A 24,518-nucleotide genomic window follows, 5' to 3' on the forward strand; every position below is an offset into this window, starting at 1 on the left:
TAAGTCAAAAATTTTTCAGCACAAAATCAAAAAAATTAATTTTGGCGGACACCCATATAAAAAGAAAAAATTTTATAATATGCATCTTTTTGCATATTATAGTTTTAAAGATTGTTTATTTCGTCAAATTTCAAAATGTCATCACAGATAACATCAAGCAGCTCTTTATCATGGCTAACAGCCAATATTCCAATGTTGTTGGATTTGCAATGGCTGATGAGGGCTTCCCATATTTGCACCTGTGTTACGGCATCAAGCATGGTGCTTATTTCATCAGCGATGATAAATTTTGTTTTTGGATTAAGTGCTCTCAATATACTAAAACGCTGCAATTCCCCACCGGAAAGCTCGTTGGGCCATCGTTTTAACCAGGTGTCTTTAAGACCAAAAGTATCCTTTAACTCCTGTGAAGGAATCCATGATTCATTTAATACTTTTTCCATTTTCCATTTCGGATTCATTGTCTTTTCCGGATGCTGGAAGATTAACTGAACAGGATTGAAATTTTTTCCCTGAATTTTTTCACCATCAAGGGTTATTTCTCCCGAATAATTGGAAAGGTATCCTGACATTATTTTGCATAATGTACTTTTGCCGGTTCCGCTATCTCCCATCAGACCGATAATCTGATTGCTGTTTAAAGATAATGAAATGTCTTTTAATATCTGTTTTTTCTTAGAATATGAAAATGAAATATTATTTGCTTTAAGTTCCATCATTTCCCTCCTCACAGTTAAAACATCTAATCATGATTCCGTTATGTTCAACCAATTCAGGTACATTGTTTTCACATTTATCTAACCTTATTGGACAGTTTTCCCAATATGGGCATCCCGGAACTTCATCTAATGGTTGAACTCCTTCAGTTAATTTGAAACCGTTTTTAGGTAGTGAATTAATTAAAGCTTTAGTATATGGATGCAATACATTATCTGCATTTTGGAAGTTTTCCACTTTATTTATTTCAATAACATACCCTGAATAGAATATTGCAATTTTATCTGCGGTTTTTAATGCCACGTCTATTTCGTGAGTAATCAGCAATACTCCTTTTCCTTCCTGCTTTAAATTTTTGATATCTTCAATGGTCTCTTTAACACTTTTTGCATCAAGACCGGGGGTTGGCTCATCAGCAATTAATAAATCAGGATTATCAATTAATGCTGTAGATAACAATACTTTTCTGGCCATTCCTCCTGATAATTCAAAAGGATATAAGTTATCCACACTTTCGTCTAACCCATATCTGCTGAAGATTTCTCTTTGTATTATTTTTTTCTCTTCATATTCATCTTTATCTTTACACTCGCCAATTGCTTGCTTGGATACTTTCATGAGGGGATCTAAGAAATTAACGGATTGTGGAATTAGGCAAATTTCACTACCTCTTATCTTTTCTTTCAATTCCTGATTTAAAAGTTGTCCTTTGTATATAATTTCCCCACTTACATTTGAGTTATAAGGTAAAATACCTAAGATTGAATGGGCTAAAAGACTTTTACCTGAACCGCTAGAACCTAATATGGCAACAATTTCATTTTTATTAACATCTATTGACAAATCAGATATTACTTTTGAATCATGCCTATTCAATCCCCGTACATATTGCGTAAAAGATATTGATAAATTATTCACTTCTAATAATTTTTCCATTAAATCACCAACCAATCTATTTATTTGCTTCTGAAGGGTCGAGCAACCGTTTTAAATTATCTCCAATAATATCAAACAATAACACTACTATTAATAATGATATACCTGGGAAGAATGCTAGCCACCATGCGCCTATTGCAAGGTATGTCATCGATTCTGATAAAATTATACCAATTGCAGGTTCGTGTGGTGACAGACCAAATCCAAGGAATGTAATACTTGATTCGTGCATGATTGCATGAGGGAATACCAGTAATGTTCCCACAAATATCTGGGATAGTACTAAAGGGAAAATGTGTTCTTTTGCAATCCATAATTTGCTTTTTCCAAAGTTTTTAGATAAAGCAACATATTCGGAGGTATTGATTTGCAGCACTTCGGCTCTAAGCACTCTTGTTAAATTAATCCAATGTGAAAATGCCACTGCCACTATCACACCAAATGCACCTTTTCCTAATGCAATGGATATCATCATAATCAATAGTATGTGAGGCACTGATGCGAATAAATCAATTAACCAGGATACAAATTCATCACATTTGCTGTTCATACTTGCAAGAAACGCCAGTAATGTGGCAATAATGCTGGAAATTATTGAAGCACCTATTCCAATCATAATACTTAAGCTTAAACCTTTCACTGTTCTAATGAACATGTCTCTGCCCATCCAGTCAGTACCGAAAAGATGTTCAAAGGAAGGAGGCTGCATTCTTATAGCGAAATTAGTGGGCAGATTAGGATCAATCATATATCCACTAATAAAAATGATTGCTAAAACTAATCCTGTGAGTGCTATGGTTAATATTGTTTTTTGCCTTAGATTTAGGGAACCAAACAGTTCCTTATTATACCAGGGAGTTCTATTCATCATCTTCACCTCTTATTCTTGGATCGACATATTCATAAATTATATCAGCAATAAAATTTCCTACAAATACGAATACAGTACTGATGAGAACTATTCCAAGTAGTAATGGGACATCAGATCTCAATCCAGCAGCTACTGTTGCCTGACCAATGCCGGGGTATGCGAATACTTGTTCAACAAGAACGGTTCCTCCAAATAATTCATTAAATGAGAGGAATTGAATTGTAATTGCAGGGAGTAAAATATTTCTTATTCCATGATTTTTAATTATTCCCCAAAAGCTTTCACCTCTGGCTTGTGCAAATAAGAAATAATCACTTTTCTTAATACTTATAAGCTTATCCCGTGTATACATGGTTAAAGAAGCAATTCCCACAATACTTAATGTAAATGCAGGCAGTATTAATCTGTATAGCCATTGCCAAAATGTAACTGTGTCGGATAATTGTCCGATAGGAACTGAAAGCCCTATAGGGAACCAGCCTAAATATACTGAAAAGACCATTAAAAGGACGAGCCCTATCCAAAATGTTGGTGTGGACTGTAATATGTAACAATAAGTTTTAATTGCTTTATCGATTATGGTGCCTTCTTTTGCACCTGCAAGTACTCCTAATCCGAAACCTACGATTCCGGATATTACCCATGAAACTGCCATGAGCACAACTGAAGCGGTGAATTTTTGCATAATCACTTCAGTTACAGGTACCCTATAAATTAATGAGAAACCCATACTTCCGGAAGCTAATGTCTGAAGCCAGCCCATTACTCTTTCACCTAAAGACAAATTTGTTCCCCAATAATTTCCCATAATGGCAAGTTGTTCTTGACTAACAATTCTTTGGCCAAGATATGCTCTAACTGGATCAATCGGAGATAACTGTATCATTATAAAACTTATTGAGGCAATAACAATTAATAAAATTACTAATCTAATAATTTTGTATCCAAAAAATTTAGCTAATTTTTTGTTGTTAATTTTAATCATCCTCCGTGTAAATAAAAAAAAATTATTTTATCTAAAAAATAAGTAAAAAAAAATGATTTATTAAAAATAAATCATTTTATATTTTGTTAATCAAGCTTCTGCTGTTTCATTAATACGATTCCAATCATAGATGTTTCCCCATATGTCTCCTCCGTGAGGGAAAATGAGTTGTGTGCTATTGGATATGTTTAATGAATCACTTACGAAGTAGGTGTATGTCATAGTTCCAATCCAAAGATATGGATTATTTGTATTAGCTTGTTGAGATGCTTGAGACCATGTGCTGTATGAGCTATTTAAATCTAATTCGAGTGCTTTATCAACTAATGAATCTACAGCACTGTCATTAAGATATTCTGGATTGTCGTATCCCATACCTGCTAATCTGGAATCATATTGGTGTGCAATAGCATATGGGTCTGCTGAACCGAATCCCCATACAACTCCTTGGCTGTATGCGTTACGTTCGATATCATCCCAACTTCCACCTTGTGGAATAATTTCAATACCGAATTCTTTAGCTTGTTCTGCAACTGCTACTGCAATTGCCTGTCTTTCTTTTGCTGAGCTGTAATGTATGTTGAATGATGCTTTTTGACCATCTTTTTCAACTATTCCATCACCGTCAGTATCTTTCCATCCGGCAGCTGAAAGAATAGATTTTGCTTCTTCTATATTGCCGTCTTTAAATGTTGGTTCACTTGCCCATGCTAATTGATTAGCTACACCGTTGTAGGATACATTACCGAATCCGTTTAATGAGCCTTCAAATACTTGTTCTCTGTTAATACCAACGCTTAATGCTTGTCTTATAGCAGGGTCTCCAGTTACGTTATTACCGATTGAAACATTATTTGGAGATAATTTTCCTTCATCCATTTGTGTAGGTAATGAGATTCCACGCACATCGACTGAATCGAAGTATTCAAGATGGTATCCGTCTACTGTTTCATTTGCGTATGCAACCGGCACTTCTGCAATATCTACATCTCCATTTTTAACTGCCGCAAATGCTGCATCTTGATCAAGGAAAAGGTTAGTTATTTTTTCGAAGTATGGTTCTTTTCCATAGTAGTCATGATTTTTCTCTAAGATGTATTGTTGTCCTTTATCCCATTGAGCCAATTTATAAGGTCCAGATCCAATAGGGTTTTGTCCGTATGACTCTTCATTATAGCTAGCTTCTGGTACGATTCCAACATCAGTTAATTTGTTAATAAATGTTGAATCTTTTTTGTCAAGTGTAAATATTACTTTATTCCCATCAGATTTAACTTCTTTCATGGAACCTAAATCAGCACCTTCGCCTAATTCTTTTGCTTTAGTGTATGAGAATACTACATCGTCTGCGGTTAATTTGGAACCATCAGTAAAATTTACATCGTCACGTATAGTTACGGTGTATGTTTTCAAATCACTTGAAATCTCATAGTCGGTAGCCAAATCATTTACAAAATTGTTGTCTTTGTCTCTTTTAAGAAGTGTACTTTGTATGAGTGGTTCTGTTCCAGAGTCGTGGTATCCCCAACCGTGCATCGGATCAAAACCGTATTCTGGTTCTTCACCGTGAGCTGCAACACATGTTACTAATTCATTTTCAGCACGTTCTGTGTTTCCCCCATTTAAAGCAACTACAGCTATGCCCGCTATTGCAATAACAGCTACAACTGCATAGATAATATATTTTTTTTCCATTTTTTTTCCTCGAAAATTACATTTAATAAAACCTAAAGCAATATCTACTTTTTCAGTATTACTTTTTTATATAAATTCGATATATAAGTAATAATTATTTTGTAAAAGATACTACTTTCGTTATATTATGATATTTAAAGTATTTAAAAATTGCTATCGCTCTATTTAATCCATGTGATTTTTTAGTATTAACTTTAAAGAGATTAAGTTAAAATCTGAATAACTTTTAATTGCTGATAGTGTTAAGTGATTATTCAACAAGGGATATGATGCTTCAATCATAAAAAAAGAATTAATAAAATGTCTATGCCTTTGATTATTTCATTGATTATTGCCGGTTTTTACAATTTGCTCGACTCTATAGGAATGTCTGGGCTTGGTGGTGATGTTTTTTTGGGGTTTGATTTTTTACATAAATATCTGGCTTTGAAAATGGATTAGGGTCCTGACTATCTTTTGTATTATCATAATATTTGGGTGAGGATAATAAATTAAATGCAGATGATGTCTCATTTAATTATTTTTTTTTGATATTTTTGGTGTAATTTAGATTATAACATGAGTTATTAAATTTATTTAATTCATTTCAAACCCGTGACTGTTGGTTATATTCAACTTTTTTCAAGGTGTTGAAATGAATTACGTGCAGTGTTTCAAACAATTATTGGAGAATAGGTCTTACAATATTTTCTGCAATATTATTAGGTTAGGTTTTGGTGTATGGTGCATGGGGAGTATCTTGTTAGGTGGAAATAGTTTAATATTGTCCTGCTAAAAAATTAATAAGTATTAATGGTTAAACACCATTAATGTCTTTTAAATAGATTACTTCATCACAAATGGTTTCCACTAGTGGTTTATCGTGACTTACAATCAACATTCCCATTTTTCTTTTTTTAACAATATCAATAACTGAAGTTAGGATTTGTACTTGTGTTATGGCATCAAGCATGGTTGTCATTTCATCAGCTATTAAAAATTGTGTTTTTGGGTTTAACGCTCTTAGAACAGAAAACCTTTGAAGCTCTCCTCCTGAAAGTTCCTGTGGAAATCTATTAAACCAAGATTTTTGAATACCGAATTCTTTTAGCAATTCATCATCAGGCATCCAAGATTCTTCTAAAATATTATTCATTTTCCATTTTGGGTTCATTACTTTCTCAGGGTGCTGAAAAATTAATTGTACTGGGCAAAATTCCTTTTTAGGCAATTCTTTACTATCTAATGTTACTGTACCTTCAAAGTTATTTTCATATCCTGATAAAATTTTACACAATGTTGATTTTCCACTACCGCTATCTCCAACTAATGCAGTGATTTTAGTGTTATCTATGCATATGTCAACATCTTTTAAGATGTATTTGTTTGTGAAAGGGTATTTAAATGAAATATTGTTTCCTTTTAGTTCCATTTTCTAGCCATCCTCATATTTAAAACATCTGACTTTTTTATTTTCAAAATCGATTAATTCAGGGCGTTTTTCTCCACATATGTCCATGCGTATTTCACATCTATCATAATACGGGCAACCTTTGAGGATTTCTCCATGTAATGGTTGATGTCCTTTTGTTAGGTTAAATCCATTAGCTGGCAGGGCTTTGTATAATGATTTTGTATAGGGATGTAAGAGGTTTTCTCCATCTCCAGAAAAGTCTTTTTTTTCTGCGATTTCAATTACATATCCGGAATAAAATATTCCAATTCTATCTGCTATTTCTAATGCCGCATGGATGTCATGAGTAATTAAAAGCACTCCAACTCCAGCTTCTTTCATGTGTTTGAAGTGATTTAATGTTTCTTTTACAGTATTTTCATCAAGACCTGGTGTAGGTTCATCTGCTACAACTAATTTTGGATTAGAAAGTAATGCTGTTGATATAAGTACTCTTCTAGCCATTCCTCCAGAAAGTTGGAACGGATACATATCATCTACTTCAGGACCAAGATTATAATGTTCGAAGATTTTTCTCTGTTCGATTTTTTTAGCTTTCTTTTCTTCATCACTTTTAGTATTCCCAATTGCTTGACTGGAAATTTTCATTAAAGGATTTAAGAAATTCACTGATTGCGGAATGAGGGCTATGTCTTTTCCGCGAATTTCTTCTTTATCTTTTTGTGATAATTCTTTACCTTTGTATTTGATTTTCCCATTTAAGCTTGCATTTTCTGGAAGTATTCCTAAAATTGCATGTGCGAGTAAACTTTTTCCAGAGCCACTAGAACCTAATACTGCCAATATTTCTCCTTCAGATACATCTAAAGTTAAATCAGTGATAATTTGTAAATTTCGCTGATTTAAACCTTTGGTATATTGGATAAATGATATTGAAACATGTTCTACATCTAATAATTTTTCCATCAGATCACCTTTCGTGATTCATAATAATAACTTTTAAATACTTATTTGTACTTTATCAATATTAAAGTTATTTAAAATTAACTAAAAAGTATTACTATTAAAATAACTTTTTAAATAATGAGTAATACTTTTTTTCATCATTGGTGTTGAATATGAATGTTACAATTGAAAAATTAAGCAATAATCCAAATCAAATTAAAATGGTTCAAAAGTTTCTATTTCGTATGATAAAAAAAGAATTTGGTTATGGTTATGTTCCAGAATGGCATCAAGATATAATGAAACTGGATGAATATTATATTTCTCCCGAAAAAAATAACTTTTTTGTTGCATATCTGGAAACCGGTGAAATTATTGCAACAATTGGGATAAGGGCATATGATAAAGATTTTCCAGAATTTATGCATTTGTACTCAAAAGACACAACTTCCAGTATATGGAGGCTATTTGTTGATGAACGATACAGACGTTGCGGTTTAGCTTCTAAAATGTTTGCTATTGCTGAAGATTTTGCTAATGAAGTGGGTTATGATGATATTTATTTGCATACTCATAGAACTTTGAAAGGGGCTATGGAATTTTGGACAAAAATGGGATTTGTTGTTTCGTTAAATTCAGATGATGGACTTGAAACTGTCCATATGGACAAAAAAATACAAAGATTAAAAATTAATAAATTGGCAGATAGTTTTTCTTATGCAGTTGAATTATAATTTTATATATTTTTGAGTATGTGGGCATGCAAAAATGCATTTCCCGCATATTGTATCAGATTTTCCTAAATTTTCTTTCGATATTTTAAGAGCATATTCTTCACATTTTTTATAATCATAAAATTCATTTCTTTTTAATTTATAACTCCATTCTTTTCCGCTTATTGCACCTCCAAAACAAGCTTTTTTGCATTCCATACAAGTTCCACATTTTGATTTTAGTATTGGGGTTCCAATATCTAATGGGGCATTTGTTAAAACTGATGATAATCTTAATGCTGACCCGTATTTGTTTGTTGTAAGCAATGCTGATTTGCCAATCCAACCTAATCCTGCCCGTGTTGCTATTGTTTTATGCGGTAATTCAAAGGAGTTAAATTCGCCAAAATTATGCCCTAGTCTTTTTCTTGTTTGAGCATATGCTTTATATCCTCTATTCATCAAATATTCTTCACATTTCATTCCTATTGAGTCTAACATTATATTTAAACTTATTAATCCCTTTTGATATTCGGGTGTAGGTGCATTTTGCATATTTTTCATGATTTCTTTAGGATAATTAATATAAAAAACAACGCCGTTATTTAATCCTTTTTTTGGAGTAAATGGAGTTATATCTGCAAATCCTACTCCTTTTGCACCATTTTTTATCAGGTATTTTTCTAGTTCAAAAGATAAATTCATATCTGAATATTTTCTATAAGATATTATTAAAATTTTATGAAGTATTACTTTTTAAAATATCAATTTTTTTTATTTGTATCTATTTTAGATTAAATAATTGGGTATTGATTAATTTTATTATTTAAAAATTAAATTATCTTTATTATTTTTGTACTTATAATAAATATTTTTTATTTTTAAAGTTAAGTTTAAAAGTAATAAATAGTTTTTTATATTTCTTTGTTGAATATTATCAAATATTAAAATATTATTATTACTTATTAACATTATTGATAAAAAGTAATAATTTTTTTTAATATGTTTAATTTGGAGGTGAAATATTATGGATAATAAAACAAAAATGATTATGGCTGGTGTAGCTGTAGTGGCTATTGTTTTAATTGGTGCATTTGCATTTATGGGCGGTTCTAATGATGATGATCCTGCACATTTGAGAGTGGCTATGCACAGTAACATTGCTGAACCAAAAGCAGGTTTCAATCCGCTCACTGGTTGGGGATGTGGTCATCAGAATTATAATCCTTTGGTGCAAAGTTGTTTGTTTAAAACCGATGTAAATGGTTCAATTGTTCCTGATCTCGCAACTGGTTATTCAATTAGTGGCGATGGTAAAACTTGGGCCGTGGATGTAAGAGAGGATGTTAAATTTTCAGACAATTCTACTTTTGATGCAGAAGATGTAGCATTTACATTTAACACTGCTAAAAAAACAGAATCTGAGTTAGATTTAACTAATATTGAAAATGTTACAGCAATTAATAAAACTCGCGTTGAATTTAATTTAGTTGAACCAAGATCAACCTTTATTTATGATTTAAGATATGTAGGTATTGTACCATCTGACTCATATGATAATTCAACATATGGTGGAAATCCAATTGGTACCGGACCATATGTATTGGACCATTGGGATAAAGGCCAACAGGCTATATTTAAAATCAATGATAATTATTATGGTCATAAACCATACTTTACTCAAATCACACTATTATTCCCTGAAGAATCAACTTGGTTGGAATTAACTAAATCTGGTGAAGTGGATGTAGCACCTGTTGCAACTTCTGCATTAAACCAAACTGTTGATGGATACAAATTTGTTGAAAAATCAGCAGGCAGGGCACAAGGAGTATCTTTACCTTATCTTAATGATACTGGAATTGTTTATAATGGTACTATGAAAGTTGGTAACAATGTCACTGCTGATAAATCAATTAGAGAAGCATTAAATGTAGGTATTAATCGTCAAGTTATCTGTGATGATGTATTTGCAGGTCATGCTACTCCAGAATATACGGGTGTTGATACAAGAGATTTCGCTAATCCTGATGCTAAAGTAGCTGACAATGATGTTGAAAAAGCAAAACAAATCTTAAAAGATGGTGGTTGGGTTGACACTGATGGTGATGGAATTGTAGAAAAAGATGGTGTAAAAGCATCATTTAGTCTATATTATCCACCAGATTATCTTGATAGGCAATCAGTCTCAACTGTGTTTGCAGAACAAGCAAAACAATTGGGTATTGAAGTAAAACTTGTAGGTGCTGATTGGGATACAATTTATCAAAATTTATATAGTTCAGCAGCATTAATGCAACAAACTTCTCCTGATCCATATAAATCAGTTTATCAACAATACCATAGTAAAGAAATGGACGGATTTTATATGAATCCGAACTTATACAACAATTCTGCATCTGATAAATTAATGGATGATGCTATGCATGCTAATGATTTTAATCAAGCTAATTCATTGTGGTCACAATCTGCTCTTGTAAATGGTGGAGGTTGGGGACCTGCTGGAGATGCTCCATGGGTATGGATTGTAAACTATGATTATAATTATTTCATTAAAGATGGTATTGATATAGGTAACCAACCTGACGGCTTAGGAAATGATGTTTTAATTAATATTTGCGAGTGGACAAGAACTAATTCTACCGCTTAATTAAACATTTTTTCCTTTTTTTTTTAAAAATTGTTGTGGGGGCTTATTTTGAATAAAAATCAATTATTAAAATTTTTAAGTTATAAATTAATACGTTTTGTGCTGTTGATGATACTGGTTGCAATATTCAGTTTCGTATTATTAGATTTGTCTCCTATTGACCCTGTGAATGCTTATCTAAATCAAGCAGCCGTATCCGAGTCACAAAGAGCAATACTTTATGAATATTTTGGTACGGGTGTCCCTTTACATATTAAGATATTTCATTGGTTATCCGATTTGTTTCATGGTAATTTGGGGATTTCTTTAATATATCGTGCCCCAGTTATAAATATTATATTTGAAAAATCTTCTGCATCTATTGTATTGATGGCATTATCATGGTTATTCAGTGGAATTATTGGGTTCTTTTTGGGTGTTGTTGCTGGAAAAAATAAGGGGTCATGGATTGATAAAGCAGTTAAAGTTTATTGTTATACAATTCAATCTGCACCATCATTTTGGGTAGGTATGTTAGTTTTAATGGTATTTGCTGTGTATCTGGGATGGTTCCCAATAGGTTTTGGAGTTCCAATTGGTGTTAACAGCAGCGATGCTACATTTTTAGAATGGGCTTCAAGATTAGTACTTCCAACTCTAACATTAAGCCTTGTTGGTTTAGCGCCAATTGCAATGTATACTCGTAATGAGTTAATTCAGGTTTTATCATCTGATTTTGTATTATTTGCAAAATCTAGAGGTGAAAGCGGTTGGGATTTAATAAAAAATCATGGAATAAGAAATATATTATTGCCTGCCATAACTTTACAGTTTTTATCATTTAGTGAGTTATTTGGAGGGGCTGTTCTAGTCGAACAAGTATTTTCTTATCCAGGTATTGGTCAAACGGCAGTAGCAGCAGGTCTTCAAAGTGATGTTCCACTATTGCTGGGTATTGTATTATTCAGTGCAATATTTGTATTTGCAGGTAACTTACTTGCTGATCTTTCATATTATTTAATTGATCCAAGAATTAAGGAGAATGAAATCAATGATTAAGAAAACTGATGATAAAAAACAATGGTTTTTATATCCTGCAAATCTTAGAGTAAAGACTATAATTATTATTGTTCTTTCTTTATTTGTCATTTTAAGCATATTTGTCTCTAGTTACTTTATTGGTAATATCCCAACGAATTTTGTTAATGCTAATCAGATGCCTTCCATTAATCATTTATTCGGTACTGATTGGATGGGAAGGGATATGTTCCAAAGAACTGTTGCAGGTCTTGGATTAAGTTTGACTGTAGGGTTTATTGCATCAATTGTTAGTACTTTCATTTCTATTGTTCTGGGATTGTTTTCTAGCTTCAATAAATTTACAGATGAAACAGTTGCAGGAATAATTGATTTATTTGGCTCAATACCTCATATTCTTTTAATTATTCTTGTTTCAATAATGTTTGGTGGAGGTGTGTTGGGTGTTGTTATGGGTGTAGGTTTAACTCATTGGACGCCTCTTGCAAGAGTTTTAAGATCAGAAATTAAAGAAATTAAAACTAAAGAATATATTTCATTGTCTGAAAAACTAGGAAAAACAAAAATGTGGATAGCAATAAAACATATTCTGCCATTAGTCATATCGCAGATTATTGTTGGCGTAATTCTCATGTTTCCTCATGCAATCATGCACGAAGCTGCTATTACGTTTCTTGGATTTGGTTTACCTCCTCATGAACCTGCTATTGGTGTGATTTTATCTGAATCAATGAATTACTTATCATCTGGATATTGGTGGTTAGCATTTTATCCTGGTATGTCATTATTGCTAGTTGTATTATTGTTTGATTTAATCGGGGAAAATGTTGAGAAATTACTCAATCCTGAAACTGCACATAAATAAATTTGATGTCCTGTTGTTCTAATAAATGTTTATTTGTATCAACATTTTGGCATTGAGTTGTTAAAACATTTGACTAAGGATAATTGAAATGCTGCAAAAGATTTGAAGATATACCAACAGAATTTAACAGTTATGCATGTTTGATATTTGTGTATTCGGATATTTCGGAGTTTATTGTGCATAAATCATTTATGTTTAAATCATGCACATTGTCATGTCCGGTAATTCTTGCAAACTGTTTCAATTCCTCTGTTGAAACTTTTAAGTAGTTTTCAACTCTTTTTGCAGCTGCTTCTATTTTAAATCTTTCGCGATTTTCAGGATTTTGAGTAGCAACGCCTACAGGACAATATCCTGTGTGGCAAATCTTATATTGCTGGCATGCAGAGGCAATCAGTGCACCGGTTCCAACAGCTATTGCATCAGCACCCATAGCCAAAGCTTTAGCAAAATCTGATGAAATGCGCAAACCTCCTGTGATTGTTAATGCAATGTCGCTTCTGTTTTCATCCAAATATTTTCGGGCCCTGCTTAAAGCATAAATTGTAGGAACGGATGTTGAGTCACGAATAATTTTCGGACTGGCGCCGGTAGATCCGCCTCTGCCGTCAATGGTGATAAAATCCGGTTCGGCATAACAGGCATGCTCCAAATCATCTTCAATTCTTCCGGCAGCAAATTTTAATCCGATTGGCCTTCCTCCGGATTTTTTTCTTAAATGTAAAACAAGTTCTTTTAAGTCCTCTTTTGAGTTGATTTCGGGAATTGTAGCAGGGGAGTGGATATCATGGCCTGCAGGTTTATTTCTAATTTCAGCAATTTCGGAAGTTACCTTTTCGCCTTGCAGTTGACCACCTAAACCCGGTTTTGTAGATTGACCTATTTTTATTTCAATGGCATCAGAGTTTTTCAGGTTTTCATCATTTACAGAATACTTATTTGGAACATACTCAAAAATATATTTATAAGCGTTTTCCATTTCTTCAGGTAAAATTCCTCCTTCTCCACTGCACTGGGCTGTTTTAACACTGGCACTTCCCTTAGAAAGGGCAATTTTACTTTCTCTTGACAATGCTCCAAAGGACATGTGGGCGATATAAACAGGAGTTTCAATGACTAACGGTTTTTTGGCATTTTTTCCAATTATGGTTTTTGTTTTAACATCAATACTTGATTCTAAAGGTGGAGGATTTAGCTGACATCCTAAAATTAGAATATCCTCCCAGTCGGGCATTGATAATTCGGTATACATTGAAGACACTATGGATTCGCCTGAAATTGCCATCTGATGTATTGTATCCATGTGCCTAATACTTTCATCATTGCGGGCAAACTCTTCCGGATAATTCAAGTTCAATGTTTCTTTTTTAAAATCAGTGTCGGGCTTTGAATTTTCAAATTCAATAAAATTTGATATTTCTTGTTTGCATGTAGGGCATTTATCTAAATCTTTTAATAACACGCCGGTATCTTCTTCATTATGAATGTGGCCACAAATAAGACATTTATATATCATATTTTCCACCTCTTTAATTAAAATAGTGGATAAATTTTTATATAAACTTTTAGATTTGTCATGTTTGTAAAATTTTCATGGAATAATTTGATTTTTTTTTCTTAAACTTTATTTTATATGTTGTAAAATATTATATTGATGAAGAGAACAGCACTTAAAATTGGATATATTGGAACTAATTTCCACGGGTTTCAACGCCAGCCTGATTTGAGAACGGTCGAAGAGGAATTAATCTATCATTTGCGCAAACTTAATTATATTGACGATTTAAAAAAGTCCAGATTCAGAATTGCCGGAAGAACCGATGCAGGGGTTCACAGTTTAGGTAATGTAATCAGCTTTCAATCTGAAAAAGAGGTTAGAGTAAATGAAATTAACAATTCGCTACCTGATGATATACAAATCCTTGCCAGCGCTCCTGTTCGTTATGCTTTTAAACCGAGATACGCTCAAATGAGACAATACAGGTACATGCTGTTCCAGGATTTGGATGTTGATAAATTAAATGAATGTGCTGAATTGTTTAAAGGAACTCATAATTTCACTAATTTTACAAAAAGATTTCAAAAAACCACTACAAGAACTATTGAAGATATTAAAATCAATAGGGTGGACTTAAATGATTGTCATAAAAAGGAATTCCCAAATCTTCACGATACAATTTCTCCAATTTTTGTAGATATTTACGGAGAGTCATTTTTATGGAATATGGTAAGAAAAATGATGAGGGTTTTTGTTGACGTGGCTATTGGCAAGATGGATTTGGATGATGTTGAAAGATTGTTAAATCCTGATGGGGAGGAACCGAGAGCATATATTAAAGTTATGGAAGCGGAATATCTGATTTTAATGGATATTCAATATGATGGAATCAAATTCAAATATGATGATTATGCCTGCGAGAGATTTAGGCGGAATTTAGTTGATTCGCTATCTGATTTGCAAAAGAGATATGCAATCAGAGAATCAATGATAAAAAGTTTACAGGATTTGCATTAGGTTTTGGAATACCTTGCTGTGTGATATTAAAAACATGTTACCTTAACACCAAATTTTCCATTTGCCGCAAATGCAACTGGCAATGTGTGAAAAGTGTTGTTTTAACTCCATTGTCATTTTTTATATATTGTAATCTGGCAATGACTTTTATCACCATTGCTGGAAGTTTATATCAAATACAGGCATTTTCAATATTTTTATTAATTGGATTGTTGGCATTGCAGGTGGATGTGCTATTTTAAAAATCAAAAAATGTTTTAATGCTTATTTAATAAATATAATAATATTATGAAAATAGCAACTATTTTGGGAACAAGACCAGAAATTATTAAGATGGCTCCTATTATTGATGAAATCTCTCATAGAGATATTAATCAAATTATTTTACACACCGGCCAACATTATGATGAGGAAATGTCTGATAATTTCTTTAAAGACTTGGATATTTCAACTCCGGATTATAATATTCATGTTGGCTCTGGAACTCATGGAAAACAAACAGGTTTGATGATGAAAGGCATTGAGGAAGTTCTTCTTGAAGAAAAACCAGATATTGTCTTAGTTCAAGGCGATACTAATGCAGTTTTAGCAGGGGCTCTTGTTGCATCTAAACTGCACATTGCAATTGGTCATGTTGAGGCAGGACTCAGATCTTTTGACATGACAATGCCTGAAGAACTGAATCGCAGAGTTGCCGATGTTTGTTCTACACTGTATTTTGTCCCAACTGAAGAATCGGCCGTTAATCTTTTAGCTGAAGGGTTTTCAAGAAAAAATCTGTTTATCACAGGCAATACTGTTGTAGATGCTTGTTTTAGACATTTAAAAATTGCTGAAAAAAGAGGATTTGAAGACGAATCTCTTAAAAAGCTTAACATCAATAAAATGGACAATATTTTAACTTTAACAATGCACAGGGCCGAAAATGTTGACGACAGGGCAAGAGTGAGTGAAATAATTGGAGCTCTCAGAGAACTGGATGACATGAACATTATTTTTCCGATTCATCCAAGAACTAAAAACGCGCTTGAAAAGTTCGGTTTATTTGATGAATTGAATAATTTGGAGCACGTTCATATTATAAAGCCTTTAGGTTATTTGGATTTTCTGCTTTTAACTTCTCTTTCAACTTTGATTTTAACTGATTCTGGAGGTCTTCAGGAAGAAGCAATAATATTGAATATTCCTGCTTTGACTTTGAGATATAATACTGAAAGGCCGGAAACAGTAACTGCAGGAGGCAATATTCTCGTTGGCTGTGATAAAAAAGCCATAGTCGGCAATGCTTTAAAAATCATTAACGATAAAGGTTTTGCCGATAAAATGAAAAATGCAGTTAATCCTTATGGGCAGGGGGATTCTGCAAAATTAACCCTGGATGCAATAGAGAAATATTACTCAAGGGGCTTGTTAAATATTAGTGCTCCTGAAAACGTAATGCTTTCATTTTCAAGAAAAATGACAAAGATAGATGAAGGAATCTCTGTTGAAGAATTTGAAACTAAAGAGAATGCACTTGTTCACATGGTCTTTGACGGGGAAAGAATGATATTTCCGGATGACAAATTAAATTTAAACGGTATGATGGTTTATTATGATAAACGAGAATGATTCAATTTTGGTATTTGAGTATTTCACTGCTTCTGGCGAAAAGGATAAATGCATAATTTCTGAAGCTGAAGCATTGATATCTGCGCTTTTAGATGATTTGAAAGACTTTAATATTGATTTGGTGATTAACGAATCCTATAAAAATATCGCCTCTGATTACAATAATGTTAATCCGATTTTAATCAATCAGGACATTGTTTTCTGGCTTGAATCCAATGCGGAAAAATTTAATAAAGCCATTTTCATATCTGCTGAGAACAACAACAATCTTTATAATATTACTAAGATTTTAGAGGAAAACGATGTGAAAATATACAATTCCTCATCTGAAGCCTGCTTAAAGTCTTCTGATAAGTATGAAACTTATGAGGCGTTACCTAATTTCATTCCTCAACCGAGGTCATTTAGATTTAAAATAGATCTGAAAGGATATTGGAAAAGAGCAATTGAAAATTTACATAAAAAATGGCAGGCTGAAGACCCGTTGACACCTCTCAAATTAATTATAAAGCCAGTAATGGGTGTTGATTGTGAAAATATTGTTGTCATTGAAAAAATCGAGGATTTAACTCTTGATTTGGATAAAATTTTCAAACCGGGGTCCCGAATTATTGTTCAGGAATATATTGAAGGATTGGACATCAGCGTTAGTTTAATCTGCGATGGCAAAAAGGCCATTCCTATAAGTTTAAATGAACAATATGTGGAATTAAAAAATGATAAGGGAATATATATTGGTGGAAAACTGCCATTTGAAAGCGAACATAAAGAAGAAGCTTTTGATATAGCAACCAAGGCAGTTGAAGCCATTGGGGGAATGAAAGGTTTTGTTGGTGTTGATCTGTTAATCAATGCAGATGAAAAGGATGTTCACTCAGTTTATTTACTGGAAATAAATTCAAGATTTACAACCCCATATGTTGGCTTAAGTAAAATAGCTAATTTTAACATTGCTAAAACAATAGTTGATTTGGTAGATGATAATATTGATATTGATGATGTTGATATGTCATTAGACGGAGGGGTAGAGTTTAGGAAATCCGGAGATTCCTTAGAAATCAGGAGAATATAATATGAAAGTAGCAGGATTTGATATTGGTGGTGCAAACACCGATTTGGCAATCATTGACTTTGAGGGTGATGAAATTAAAAATATTGAAGTGGATTTCGCATATCTTCCAATGTGGAGCAACAATGATGATTTATCGGGGGTTTTAATAGAACTGATTGAAAAAATCTGTCCGGTATCTGAAATTGATGCGGTAGGCATTTCTATGACTGCGGAACTTGTTGACGCTTATGACACTAAAAAAGAGGGTGTTTTGGATATTGTTGGGAAATGTGGGGAAACATTTCTCTGTCCGGTAGCTTATGTGGGAATTGACGGAATGCTGTCTGAACAGGAAATTATTGAAACTCCCTTAAAAGCAGCAGCGGCCAACTGGGTTGCAACAGCACAAATTGCAACATTAATTTCCGATAACTGTATTTTTATTGACACTGGAAGTACAACAACAGACATTATACCTATTAAAGATGGAAATGAATGTGCAATCGGCAAATCTGACTTTGACAGATCCGCTACCGGTGAATTAGTCTACACCGGTACTTTAAGAACAAACCTTGCAAGTTTCCTTGATAAAGTAGAACTGAATGGAAAGGAATATCGTGTAGCCAGTGAATTATTTGCTCAAACTGCAGATGTATACAGGGTTTTGGAGTTGATCGGTGAAGAGGATTATGTCTGCGATACATTTGATGGTGAAGGCAAATCGAAAATTGATTGCGCTAAAAGAATTGCCCGTATCGTTTGTGCAGACCTGGAAATGTTAACTTTTGATGATGTCGTTGAACTGTCAAAATTCATTCATCAAAAACAGGTTGAACAAATTGCTGACGGATTAAAACAGGTTGTAGAGACTCAGGATTTGGATTTGATTGTTACGACTGGTCTTGGAAAAGATATTTTGGATAAGAAAGCAGCGGAATTTTTAGGTTTGGAAGTTAAATCAATGGGGGATTTTTTAACAGACGAAGAATGTGTTGTTGCGCCTGCTGTTGGAACTGCGGTGATGATGAATAAATATTTAAATTAAGGAGTATCTCTAAAATCAGTACCAGACATTTTTTATGCCAATCAAATAGGCGAAGGTATTGGCTATTAGATGAATAACCAAGGTCAATATAATTGCAAGCATTATAACAAACAAATCGACTTTCACAACAAATGAAACCAGAATGAATGCAACAATTAAGAAATCCAACTGGTCTAAAATCGGGGCGGACTTTCCGCGTTCGATTCCGATTCTTCTTTTTAAAAAACTGCCTATTGCATCACCTAAAAGGGCTCCAAAACCAAGTAAGAAACCTATTAGAATTCCGTCCGGAATGTTTGTTATTATTGGGGTGGTTATGTGCTGTCCGAACATGGCTGTTACTTGGGGTGCAATGAATCCTTGCACAATGCCGGTTATAATTCCGATTACTGTCCCGGCAATTAATCCTCTCCATGTTACTCCGTCTCCAATCCAACGAACACCATTTTTATCGGATTTTCCAAAATCAACAGGCAATCCTCCTCCGAACAATAATCCGGAACCATTTGAAAAATATGCTGGAAGTATAAAATAAATTGTTGTGATACATGTAATTAATAACGTCTGAATACTAATGGCCATTGAATATCTCCAAAATTTTATTATAAATATATAGAAACTACTATATATTAATTAAGTTTAAATATTACATTAATTTAAATATATAATGATATATAAGTTTGTGCTAATGACTTAAAAAGATTGTTAGTAAAGGGTGATTTTTTTGAAAATAAAAGATACTAAAAGTTTATGCCCAGATTGTGGTGAACCACTCAGTGCTGAGGTTTTCGATGAAAATGGTAAAGTTTTCATTAAAAAAACCTGCGAAGAGCACGGCGAGTTCATTAATACTTATTGGGGCGATGATGATTTATATTATCGTGCGGATAATTACATCCCATCAGTAGCTTCTGTTGAAAATCCTTGTGTTGAGGATAATGCCAGTTGTCCTGATAACTGCGGGTTATGTTCAAAACATGAAACTTCAACTGTTTTGGGATTAATAGATGTAACCAACAGGTGCAATTTAAGATGCCCTGTCTGTTTTGCTAATGCTGCAGCTGCAGGTTATCTGTGCGAACCTAGCCAAGATGAAATCAGACAAATGCTTAAAAACTTAAGGAATTTAAAACCTAGTCCGACTCCTGCAATTCAGTATGCCGGTGGAGAGCCTACTGTAAGAAAGGACATTGTAGAACTTATTGCAATGGCTAAGGGAGAAGGTTTTACACATGTTCAAATTGCTACCAATGGTATCAGATTGGCTAAAAGGGAACATTTGGCTAGAGATTTAAAAGAAGCGGGATTAAATACAGTTTATCTTGCTTTTGACGGAGTGACTCCTGAACCATATATCAATAATAGAGGTAAGGATTTGCTTCCATTTAAATTAGAAGCTATTGAAAATTGTAGAAAAGCGGGTTTGGGTATTGTCCTCGTTCCTACTTTGATTAAAGGTGTTAATGACCATCAGATTGGAGATATTATTAAGTTTGCATTTGACAATAATGATATTGTCTATGGTGTTAACTTCCAGCCTGTTTCATTTTCTGGAAGAACACCTGCCGATCAGGTTGAAGCTCAAAGAATTACAATTCCTGATTTTGTCCAAATCATAGAAGACCAGACCAACGGACAAGTTAAAACTACCGATTTTTACCCTCCGTCTGCAGTTGAGCCAGTTGCAAGATTCATATCTGCTTTGGATGGAGATGATAAACCTAAGGTTACCTTAAACTGCCACCAGCATTGCGGTGTAGGTACATATGTATTCAGGGAAAAAACCGAAGGGTCCGGTAGAGATAACTTAATTCCAATTACCCACTTTGTTGATGTTGAAGATTTATTTGAAAAATTAGATGGATATGCAGATAAACTTATTGAAGGTAAATTCGGAGCCCGCAAAAGAGTTTTAGCAAGTGCAACCAAAAGCCTTCCTAAACTGGTCCATACTGGCAGAGCTCCTGAAAATTTGGACATTGCTAAAATTTTATTAAATGTCTTTACTAAAAGGTCATATGATGCTTTAGGAGAATTTTCCAAAGATGCAATGCTCATCTCATGTATGCATTTCATGGACCCGTTCAACTTTGACACAGACAGAGTTAAAAAATGTGTTATTCATTATGCAACTCCTGACGGCAGAATCATTCCATTCTGTACTATGAATTCAATTTACCGTCAAAGTGTTGAAAAGAAATTCTCAAAACCTTTAAAAAAATAATAATTTAATCTTTAAATCACCTTAACTTAATTTTGTATTTGGATGAAATCCAAATACTCATTTTTTTTAAAATCAATTTTATTAGGGATATTCATGAATATTATAAAAGGAAAAACTTGGATTTTTGGGGAAAATATTGATACCGATGTAATTATTCCTGGAAGGTATCTAAGAACATTCAATCCTCAGGATTTGGCAGAACACGTTTTAGAAGGGGAAAGGCCGGATTTTACAAAAAATGTTCAGCAGGGAGATATCATTGTTGCTGATGAAAATTTTGGATGCGGATCTTCAAGAGAACAGGCTCCTGTAGCTATTAAAACTGCGGGTGTTAGTGCAATCGTTGCAAAATCTTTTGCAAGGATTTTTTACAGAAATGCAATTAATATTGGTCTTCCGGTCATTGTTAGCGATATTGAAGCTAAAGACGGGGATGAAATAAGTATTGATTTGTCACAGGGGATTTTAATTAACCAAACAACCGGTGATAAAAAAACTTTTGAACCATTTAAAGAATTCATGTTAGATATTTTGGAAGATGGTGGTCTGGTTAACCATTATTTAAATGAATCAGATTAAGGAGGCATAAAAATGGAATGTCCAATTTGCGGTTCTTATAATATTGAAATTTTAAATTCAAAACAAAAGTCTTCGAAGAAAAAACTCATGGAAGAATATTTATTGAAATGTGAGGATTGCAATCATGTTTTTAAGGATATTTTTTCTGCAAAAAAACCCAAATCATACAGGATGATCATTTCAGAGCAGGGCAAATCTCATAAAACCACTATTGATTTGTCTCCTAGTGATGAATTGAAAGTTGGAGATGTGCTGCTTTCAAATCTGGGTCAGGTTGAAGTAACAAGTATTGAAGTCGGAGATAAAAGAGTCAATAAATCAAAAATTGAGGATATCAATACTATCTGGGCTAATTCTACAGAAATTCCTGCACGTATCGGGTTTTCAGTAGATTTGCACGGTGAAGTTGATTCTTATAAATTGGATTTGGACAGGGATTTTGAAATAGCTCCAGGCGATGTTGTTAAAATCGACAAACACATCGTTAAGGTTCATGTTATCAAAACCCAAGATAGAAAATTAACATCCGGCTTTGCTAAAGCTGGAGTAATAAAAAGAGTCTATTCAAAACCTGTTAAATTCAACAATTTCGATTATGATTTAACTAAAGACATATTTAAAAAAACTTCCTAGTGAGAAAATACAATGAAAGTATATATTGAATCTTACGGCTGCACATTCAATAAAGCCGATGGGCAGATTATAGCAGGTATTTTGCAGGAAAATGAAATTGATATTGTGGATTCTATTGAGAAGGCAGATGTCATTATCGTAAATACATGTTATGTAAAGTTGCCTACCGAAAACAAAATCACTTACAGAATCCAGAAACTTCAAAAAGATTTTCCTGATAAAAAAATAATCATTGGAGGATGTATGGTTGAGATTGATGCTGAAAAATTAGATAAAATCGCTCCTGACTGTTCATGGATAGGTCCGCATCAATTAAATAAATCTGCAAAGATTGTTGAGGCCACTTATTGCGGAAATGTTGTTCGCGAATATGGTTTTTCAAAGGAATCTAAAGTGAATGTTCCTAAACTTGTTGACGATGGTCTGATTCATATCATTCAAATATGTGAAGGTTGTTTGGGCGTATGCACATTCTGCTGCACTCGTTTTGCCAGAGGTCCTTTAAACAGCTATCCTATTGCAGATATTAAAGAAGAAGCAAGAAAAGCTATTGAAAATGGTGCCTGTGAAATTCAGCTCACAGCTCAGGACACTGCAGCATTTGGCCGGGACAGCGGCGAGAAGCTATCTGATTTAATCAAAGAAGTGGCTAATTTAGATGGTGATTTCCGCATCCGTGTTGGAATGATGCATCCTAAAAATATTTTAAATGATGTTGACGAAATTATTGACGCGATGAAACATCCGAAGGTATATGATTTCATACATTTGCCCGTTCAAAGCGGAAGTGATAAGGTTTTGTCTGACATGAGGAGGGGCCATACTGTAAATCAGTATCTTGATGTTGTCTCTAAATTCAGAAAGGAAATTCCTGACTTGACATTGGCAGTAGACATTATTGTTGGTTATCCAACAGAAACTGATGATGATTTCAAATCAACCATTGAACTTCTTGAAAATATAAAACCGAGTCTGATTCATCTGTCAAAATATCAGCATAGAAAGGGTGCAGTTTCATCTTCACTTCCTGAAATTCCCCATGAGGTCATGAAGAAAAGATCAAAATTGCTATCAGAAATTAAATCTAAAATAACTGAAGAAGAAAACAAGGATCTGGTCGGTTCTGTTCAAAAGGTTCTTGTTGTTGAAAAAGGTTCTAAAGGAGGATTTATTGCTAAAACTGATTCTTATATTCCAGTGATTGTTGATGATGCTAAATTGGGAACTTGTGTTAAAGTAAAAATTACTGAAGCTACCTCCACTTACCTTAAAAGTCAGTTATTGGAATAATATTTTTTTATTTTTTTTATTTATCCTACTTTTTTTTATTATTGATATGTTTAACCTTAATTTTTTTATAATGCTTATATTATTTTTCTGATTTTAAAAGTATATTCTAATAAGTGATAAGTTATAATATGGGGCGAATATAGGCATTTTTACCGATACCTTTATATACTATTGTGTACTATCTTTTAATTGGAGGTGTCATTATGAGTGAATTACCAATCGCACCAGTCGGTCGTATCTTAAAAAATGCTGGCGCACAAAGAATTAGTGATGATGCAAAAATTGCATTAGCTGAAGCATTAGAAGAAAAAGGTGACGCAATTGCACAAAAAGCTGTAAATTTCGCACGCCACGCTGGTAGAAAAACTGTAAAAGCTGAAGATATCAAATTAGCAATCAAATAGATTTTCTAATTCGTTATTTTTATAGAGCTTTAAGTGATAAAAATCTATTGGCCATTTTCTTGGTCAATTTTTTTATTTTTTAATTATTTACTACTAGTTCTATTCAACTGAGAAAACTTTATATATTACTTTTAATAAATTATAATATGTTGTGTAGGACCGGTGGTCTAGGGGTATGATTCCTCTTTGACGTGGAGGAGATCACGAGTTCGAATCTCGTTCGGTCCATATGCCATGGTAGTTCAGATGGGAGAACGCTAGACTGAAGATCTAGATGTCGCTGGTTCAAGTCCGGCCCATGGCATTACCTTTTAACTATTTTTTCTGTTTTTAATTTTAACATTTGATTTTTAATGTTATTTTTTACCGTAGTGACTGA

The 24,518-nt window shown here is 33.3% G+C and carries 24 protein-coding genes and 2 tRNA genes; 16 read left to right on the forward strand and 10 right to left on the reverse strand.

Annotation, left to right across the window (positions count from 1 at the left end; translation table 11 throughout):
* Positions 1 to 104: 104 nt before the first annotated feature.
* From Q4Q16_RS03670 to Q4Q16_RS03690, 5 genes are all read right to left on the reverse strand, one after another.
* Entirely contained in the window at positions 105 to 716 is a 612-nt protein-coding gene (locus Q4Q16_RS03670) for an ABC transporter ATP-binding protein (protein ID WP_303346367.1), read from the reverse strand.
* Positions 706 to 1,653: an ABC transporter ATP-binding protein gene (locus Q4Q16_RS03675; protein ID WP_303346368.1), complete on the reverse strand. Its 948-nt coding sequence runs from the start codon at positions 1,651 to 1,653 to the stop codon at positions 706 to 708. Before Q4Q16_RS03675 ends, Q4Q16_RS03670 begins: the two co-directional genes overlap by 11 nt.
* 16 nt (positions 1,654 to 1,669) lie before the next feature.
* Complete coding sequence (locus Q4Q16_RS03680; protein ID WP_303346369.1) at positions 1,670 to 2,524, reverse strand: ABC transporter permease; 855 nt, start codon at positions 2,522 to 2,524, stop codon at positions 1,670 to 1,672.
* Positions 2,514 to 3,509, reverse strand: a complete 996-nt coding sequence (locus tag Q4Q16_RS03685) for an ABC transporter permease (RefSeq protein WP_303346370.1) — start codon at positions 3,507 to 3,509, stop codon at positions 2,514 to 2,516. The genes Q4Q16_RS03680 and Q4Q16_RS03685 overlap by 11 nt, the downstream gene beginning before the upstream one ends.
* 90 nt (positions 3,510 to 3,599) lie before the next feature.
* Positions 3,600 to 5,204 carry an ABC transporter substrate-binding protein gene (locus Q4Q16_RS03690; RefSeq protein WP_303346371.1) on the reverse strand — a complete coding sequence of 535 codons (1,605 nt, stop codon included), beginning with the start codon at positions 5,202 to 5,204 and terminating at the stop codon, positions 3,600 to 3,602.
* A 300-nt stretch (positions 5,205 to 5,504) separates the two neighbouring features.
* Here Q4Q16_RS03690 and Q4Q16_RS03695 point away from each other — a divergent pair, with 300 nt between their 5' ends.
* Positions 5,505 to 5,645: a hypothetical protein gene (locus Q4Q16_RS03695; protein WP_303346372.1), complete on the forward strand. Its 141-nt coding sequence runs from the start codon at positions 5,505 to 5,507 to the stop codon at positions 5,643 to 5,645.
* Positions 5,646 to 6,000: 355 nt separating this feature from the next.
* On the opposite strand, the gene Q4Q16_RS03700 is transcribed toward Q4Q16_RS03695, so the two are convergent.
* Together Q4Q16_RS03700 and Q4Q16_RS03705 are read right to left on the reverse strand one after the other, a co-directional pair.
* Positions 6,001 to 6,615: an ABC transporter ATP-binding protein gene (locus tag Q4Q16_RS03700; RefSeq protein ID WP_303346373.1), complete on the reverse strand. Its 615-nt coding sequence runs from the start codon at positions 6,613 to 6,615 to the stop codon at positions 6,001 to 6,003.
* Between the two features lie 3 nt (positions 6,616 to 6,618).
* On the reverse strand, positions 6,619 to 7,563 hold the full coding sequence (locus tag Q4Q16_RS03705) for an ABC transporter ATP-binding protein (RefSeq protein WP_303346374.1): 945 nt from the start codon (positions 7,561 to 7,563) through the stop codon (positions 6,619 to 6,621).
* A 152-nt stretch (positions 7,564 to 7,715) separates the two neighbouring features.
* Between Q4Q16_RS03705 and Q4Q16_RS03710 the strand changes: the two genes are divergently transcribed.
* Positions 7,716 to 8,276 (forward strand): GNAT family N-acetyltransferase, encoded by a 561-nt coding sequence (locus tag Q4Q16_RS03710; RefSeq protein ID WP_303346375.1) that lies wholly within the window; start codon positions 7,716 to 7,718, stop codon positions 8,274 to 8,276.
* Here the strand turns inward: Q4Q16_RS03710 and Q4Q16_RS03715 are convergent.
* Positions 8,271 to 8,960, reverse strand: a complete 690-nt coding sequence (locus tag Q4Q16_RS03715) for a 4Fe-4S double cluster binding domain-containing protein (RefSeq protein ID WP_303346376.1) — start codon at positions 8,958 to 8,960, stop codon at positions 8,271 to 8,273. The genes Q4Q16_RS03710 and Q4Q16_RS03715 overlap by 6 nt on opposite strands.
* A 322-nt stretch (positions 8,961 to 9,282) precedes the next feature.
* Between Q4Q16_RS03715 and Q4Q16_RS03720 the strand changes: the two genes are divergently transcribed.
* From Q4Q16_RS03720 to Q4Q16_RS03730, 3 genes are read left to right on the forward strand one after another with little or no spacing between them, the layout of a single operon-like run.
* Complete coding sequence (locus Q4Q16_RS03720; protein ID WP_303346377.1) at positions 9,283 to 10,905, forward strand: ABC transporter substrate-binding protein; 1,623 nt, start codon at positions 9,283 to 9,285, stop codon at positions 10,903 to 10,905.
* Positions 10,906 to 10,950: 45 nt separating this feature from the next.
* Complete coding sequence (locus Q4Q16_RS03725; RefSeq protein ID WP_303346470.1) at positions 10,951 to 11,943, forward strand: ABC transporter permease; 993 nt, start codon at positions 10,951 to 10,953, stop codon at positions 11,941 to 11,943.
* Positions 11,936 to 12,787, forward strand: a complete 852-nt coding sequence (locus Q4Q16_RS03730) for an ABC transporter permease (protein ID WP_303346378.1) — start codon at positions 11,936 to 11,938, stop codon at positions 12,785 to 12,787. The genes Q4Q16_RS03725 and Q4Q16_RS03730 overlap by 8 nt, the downstream gene beginning before the upstream one ends.
* 130 nt (positions 12,788 to 12,917) lie before the next feature.
* On the opposite strand, the gene Q4Q16_RS03735 is transcribed toward Q4Q16_RS03730, so the two are convergent.
* Positions 12,918 to 14,303, reverse strand: a complete 1,386-nt coding sequence (locus Q4Q16_RS03735; protein WP_303346379.1) for a glutamate synthase-related protein — start codon at positions 14,301 to 14,303, stop codon at positions 12,918 to 12,920.
* 138 nt (positions 14,304 to 14,441) lie between these two features.
* On the opposite strand from Q4Q16_RS03735, the gene truA reads away from it, so the two are divergent.
* The 4 genes from truA to Q4Q16_RS03755 all read left to right on the forward strand — a co-directional run bounded on the left by truA (position 14,442) and on the right by Q4Q16_RS03755 (position 19,009).
* Positions 14,442 to 15,302 (forward strand): tRNA pseudouridine(38-40) synthase TruA, encoded by an 861-nt coding sequence (truA, locus tag Q4Q16_RS03740; RefSeq protein WP_303346380.1) that lies wholly within the window; start codon positions 14,442 to 14,444, stop codon positions 15,300 to 15,302.
* Between the two features lie 288 nt (positions 15,303 to 15,590).
* Positions 15,591 to 16,913: a non-hydrolyzing UDP-N-acetylglucosamine 2-epimerase gene (wecB, locus tag Q4Q16_RS03745; RefSeq protein ID WP_303346381.1), complete on the forward strand. Its 1,323-nt coding sequence runs from the start codon at positions 15,591 to 15,593 to the stop codon at positions 16,911 to 16,913.
* On the forward strand, positions 16,897 to 17,985 hold the full coding sequence (locus Q4Q16_RS03750) for an ATP-grasp domain-containing protein (protein WP_303346382.1): 1,089 nt from the start codon (positions 16,897 to 16,899) through the stop codon (positions 17,983 to 17,985). Before wecB ends, Q4Q16_RS03750 begins: the two co-directional genes overlap by 17 nt.
* 1 nt (position 17,986) lies before the next feature.
* Positions 17,987 to 19,009, forward strand: a complete 1,023-nt coding sequence (locus tag Q4Q16_RS03755) for a hydantoinase/oxoprolinase family protein (RefSeq protein ID WP_303346383.1) — start codon at positions 17,987 to 17,989, stop codon at positions 19,007 to 19,009.
* 15 nt (positions 19,010 to 19,024) lie between these two features.
* Here the strand turns inward: Q4Q16_RS03755 and Q4Q16_RS03760 are convergent, their stop codons facing one another.
* Positions 19,025 to 19,591, reverse strand: coding sequence for a CDP-2,3-bis-(O-geranylgeranyl)-sn-glycerol synthase (locus Q4Q16_RS03760; protein ID WP_303346384.1), 567 nt, complete (start codon positions 19,589 to 19,591; stop codon positions 19,025 to 19,027).
* 142 nt (positions 19,592 to 19,733) lie between these two features.
* On the opposite strand from Q4Q16_RS03760, the gene tes reads away from it, so the two are divergent.
* The 7 genes from tes to Q4Q16_RS03795 all read left to right on the forward strand — a co-directional run bounded on the left by tes (position 19,734) and on the right by Q4Q16_RS03795 (position 24,443).
* Positions 19,734 to 21,233 (forward strand): tetraether lipid synthase Tes, encoded by a 1,500-nt coding sequence (gene tes / locus Q4Q16_RS03765; protein ID WP_303346385.1) that lies wholly within the window; start codon positions 19,734 to 19,736, stop codon positions 21,231 to 21,233.
* A gap of 93 nt (positions 21,234 to 21,326) precedes the next feature.
* A complete protein-coding gene (hacB, locus tag Q4Q16_RS03770) occupies positions 21,327 to 21,812 on the forward strand; it encodes a homoaconitase small subunit (RefSeq protein ID WP_303346386.1) in 486 nt (161 codons plus the stop codon).
* Positions 21,813 to 21,824: 12 nt separating this feature from the next.
* Positions 21,825 to 22,445 (forward strand): HVO_0476 family zinc finger protein, encoded by a 621-nt coding sequence (locus tag Q4Q16_RS03775; protein ID WP_303346387.1) that lies wholly within the window; start codon positions 21,825 to 21,827, stop codon positions 22,443 to 22,445.
* A gap of 12 nt (positions 22,446 to 22,457) precedes the next feature.
* Positions 22,458 to 23,735, forward strand: a complete 1,278-nt coding sequence (locus tag Q4Q16_RS03780) for a tRNA (N(6)-L-threonylcarbamoyladenosine(37)-C(2))-methylthiotransferase (protein ID WP_303346388.1) — start codon at positions 22,458 to 22,460, stop codon at positions 23,733 to 23,735.
* A 203-nt stretch (positions 23,736 to 23,938) separates the two neighbouring features.
* Positions 23,939 to 24,139, forward strand: a complete 201-nt coding sequence (locus Q4Q16_RS03785) for a histone family protein (RefSeq protein ID WP_004033084.1) — start codon at positions 23,939 to 23,941, stop codon at positions 24,137 to 24,139.
* Between the two features lie 156 nt (positions 24,140 to 24,295).
* Positions 24,296 to 24,367: transfer RNA gene (locus tag Q4Q16_RS03790), tRNA-Val, on the forward strand.
* Between the two features lie 3 nt (positions 24,368 to 24,370).
* A tRNA-Phe gene (locus tag Q4Q16_RS03795) sits at positions 24,371 to 24,443 on the forward strand.
* Positions 24,444 to 24,518 lie beyond the last annotated feature (75 nt).

It is taken from the genome of Methanobrevibacter sp. (assembly GCF_030539875.1).
In the GTDB taxonomy this organism is placed as follows: Archaea; Methanobacteriota; Methanobacteria; order Methanobacteriales; family Methanobacteriaceae; genus Methanocatella.

Bases quoted from the DNA above. Each gene is read 5' to 3' on its own strand.
- Q4Q16_RS03670 (WP_303346367.1), bottom strand. From the start codon at position 716: ATGGAACTTAAAGCAAATAATATTTCATTTTCATATTCTAAGAAAAAA.
- Q4Q16_RS03675 (WP_303346368.1), bottom strand. From the start codon at position 1,653: ATGGAAAAATTATTAGAAGTGAATAATTTATCAATATCTTTTACGCAA.
- Q4Q16_RS03680 (WP_303346369.1), bottom strand. From the start codon at position 2,524: ATGATGAATAGAACTCCCTGGTATAATAAGGAACTGTTTGGTTCCCTA.
- Q4Q16_RS03685 (WP_303346370.1), bottom strand. From the start codon at position 3,509: ATGATTAAAATTAACAACAAAAAATTAGCTAAATTTTTTGGATACAAA.
- Q4Q16_RS03690 (WP_303346371.1), bottom strand. From the start codon at position 5,204: ATGGAAAAAAAATATATTATCTATGCAGTTGTAGCTGTTATTGCAATA.
- Q4Q16_RS03695 (WP_303346372.1), top strand. From the start codon at position 5,505: ATGTCTATGCCTTTGATTATTTCATTGATTATTGCCGGTTTTTACAAT.
- Q4Q16_RS03700 (WP_303346373.1), bottom strand. From the start codon at position 6,615: ATGGAACTAAAAGGAAACAATATTTCATTTAAATACCCTTTCACAAAC.
- Q4Q16_RS03705 (WP_303346374.1), bottom strand. From the start codon at position 7,563: ATGGAAAAATTATTAGATGTAGAACATGTTTCAATATCATTTATCCAA.
- Q4Q16_RS03710 (WP_303346375.1), top strand. From the start codon at position 7,716: ATGAATGTTACAATTGAAAAATTAAGCAATAATCCAAATCAAATTAAA.
- Q4Q16_RS03715 (WP_303346376.1), bottom strand. From the start codon at position 8,960: ATGAATTTATCTTTTGAACTAGAAAAATACCTGATAAAAAATGGTGCA.
- Q4Q16_RS03720 (WP_303346377.1), top strand. From the start codon at position 9,283: ATGGATAATAAAACAAAAATGATTATGGCTGGTGTAGCTGTAGTGGCT.
- Q4Q16_RS03730 (WP_303346378.1), top strand. From the start codon at position 11,936: ATGATTAAGAAAACTGATGATAAAAAACAATGGTTTTTATATCCTGCA.
- Q4Q16_RS03735 (WP_303346379.1), bottom strand. From the start codon at position 14,303: ATGATATATAAATGTCTTATTTGTGGCCACATTCATAATGAAGAAGAT.
- truA (WP_303346380.1), top strand. From the start codon at position 14,442: ATGAAGAGAACAGCACTTAAAATTGGATATATTGGAACTAATTTCCAC.
- wecB (WP_303346381.1), top strand. From the start codon at position 15,591: ATGAAAATAGCAACTATTTTGGGAACAAGACCAGAAATTATTAAGATG.
- Q4Q16_RS03750 (WP_303346382.1), top strand. From the start codon at position 16,897: ATGATAAACGAGAATGATTCAATTTTGGTATTTGAGTATTTCACTGCT.
- Q4Q16_RS03755 (WP_303346383.1), top strand. From the start codon at position 17,987: ATGAAAGTAGCAGGATTTGATATTGGTGGTGCAAACACCGATTTGGCA.
- Q4Q16_RS03760 (WP_303346384.1), bottom strand. From the start codon at position 19,591: ATGGCCATTAGTATTCAGACGTTATTAATTACATGTATCACAACAATT.
- hacB (WP_303346386.1), top strand. From the start codon at position 21,327: ATGAATATTATAAAAGGAAAAACTTGGATTTTTGGGGAAAATATTGAT.
- Q4Q16_RS03775 (WP_303346387.1), top strand. From the start codon at position 21,825: ATGGAATGTCCAATTTGCGGTTCTTATAATATTGAAATTTTAAATTCA.
- Q4Q16_RS03780 (WP_303346388.1), top strand. From the start codon at position 22,458: ATGAAAGTATATATTGAATCTTACGGCTGCACATTCAATAAAGCCGAT.
- Q4Q16_RS03785 (WP_004033084.1), top strand. From the start codon at position 23,939: ATGAGTGAATTACCAATCGCACCAGTCGGTCGTATCTTAAAAAATGCT.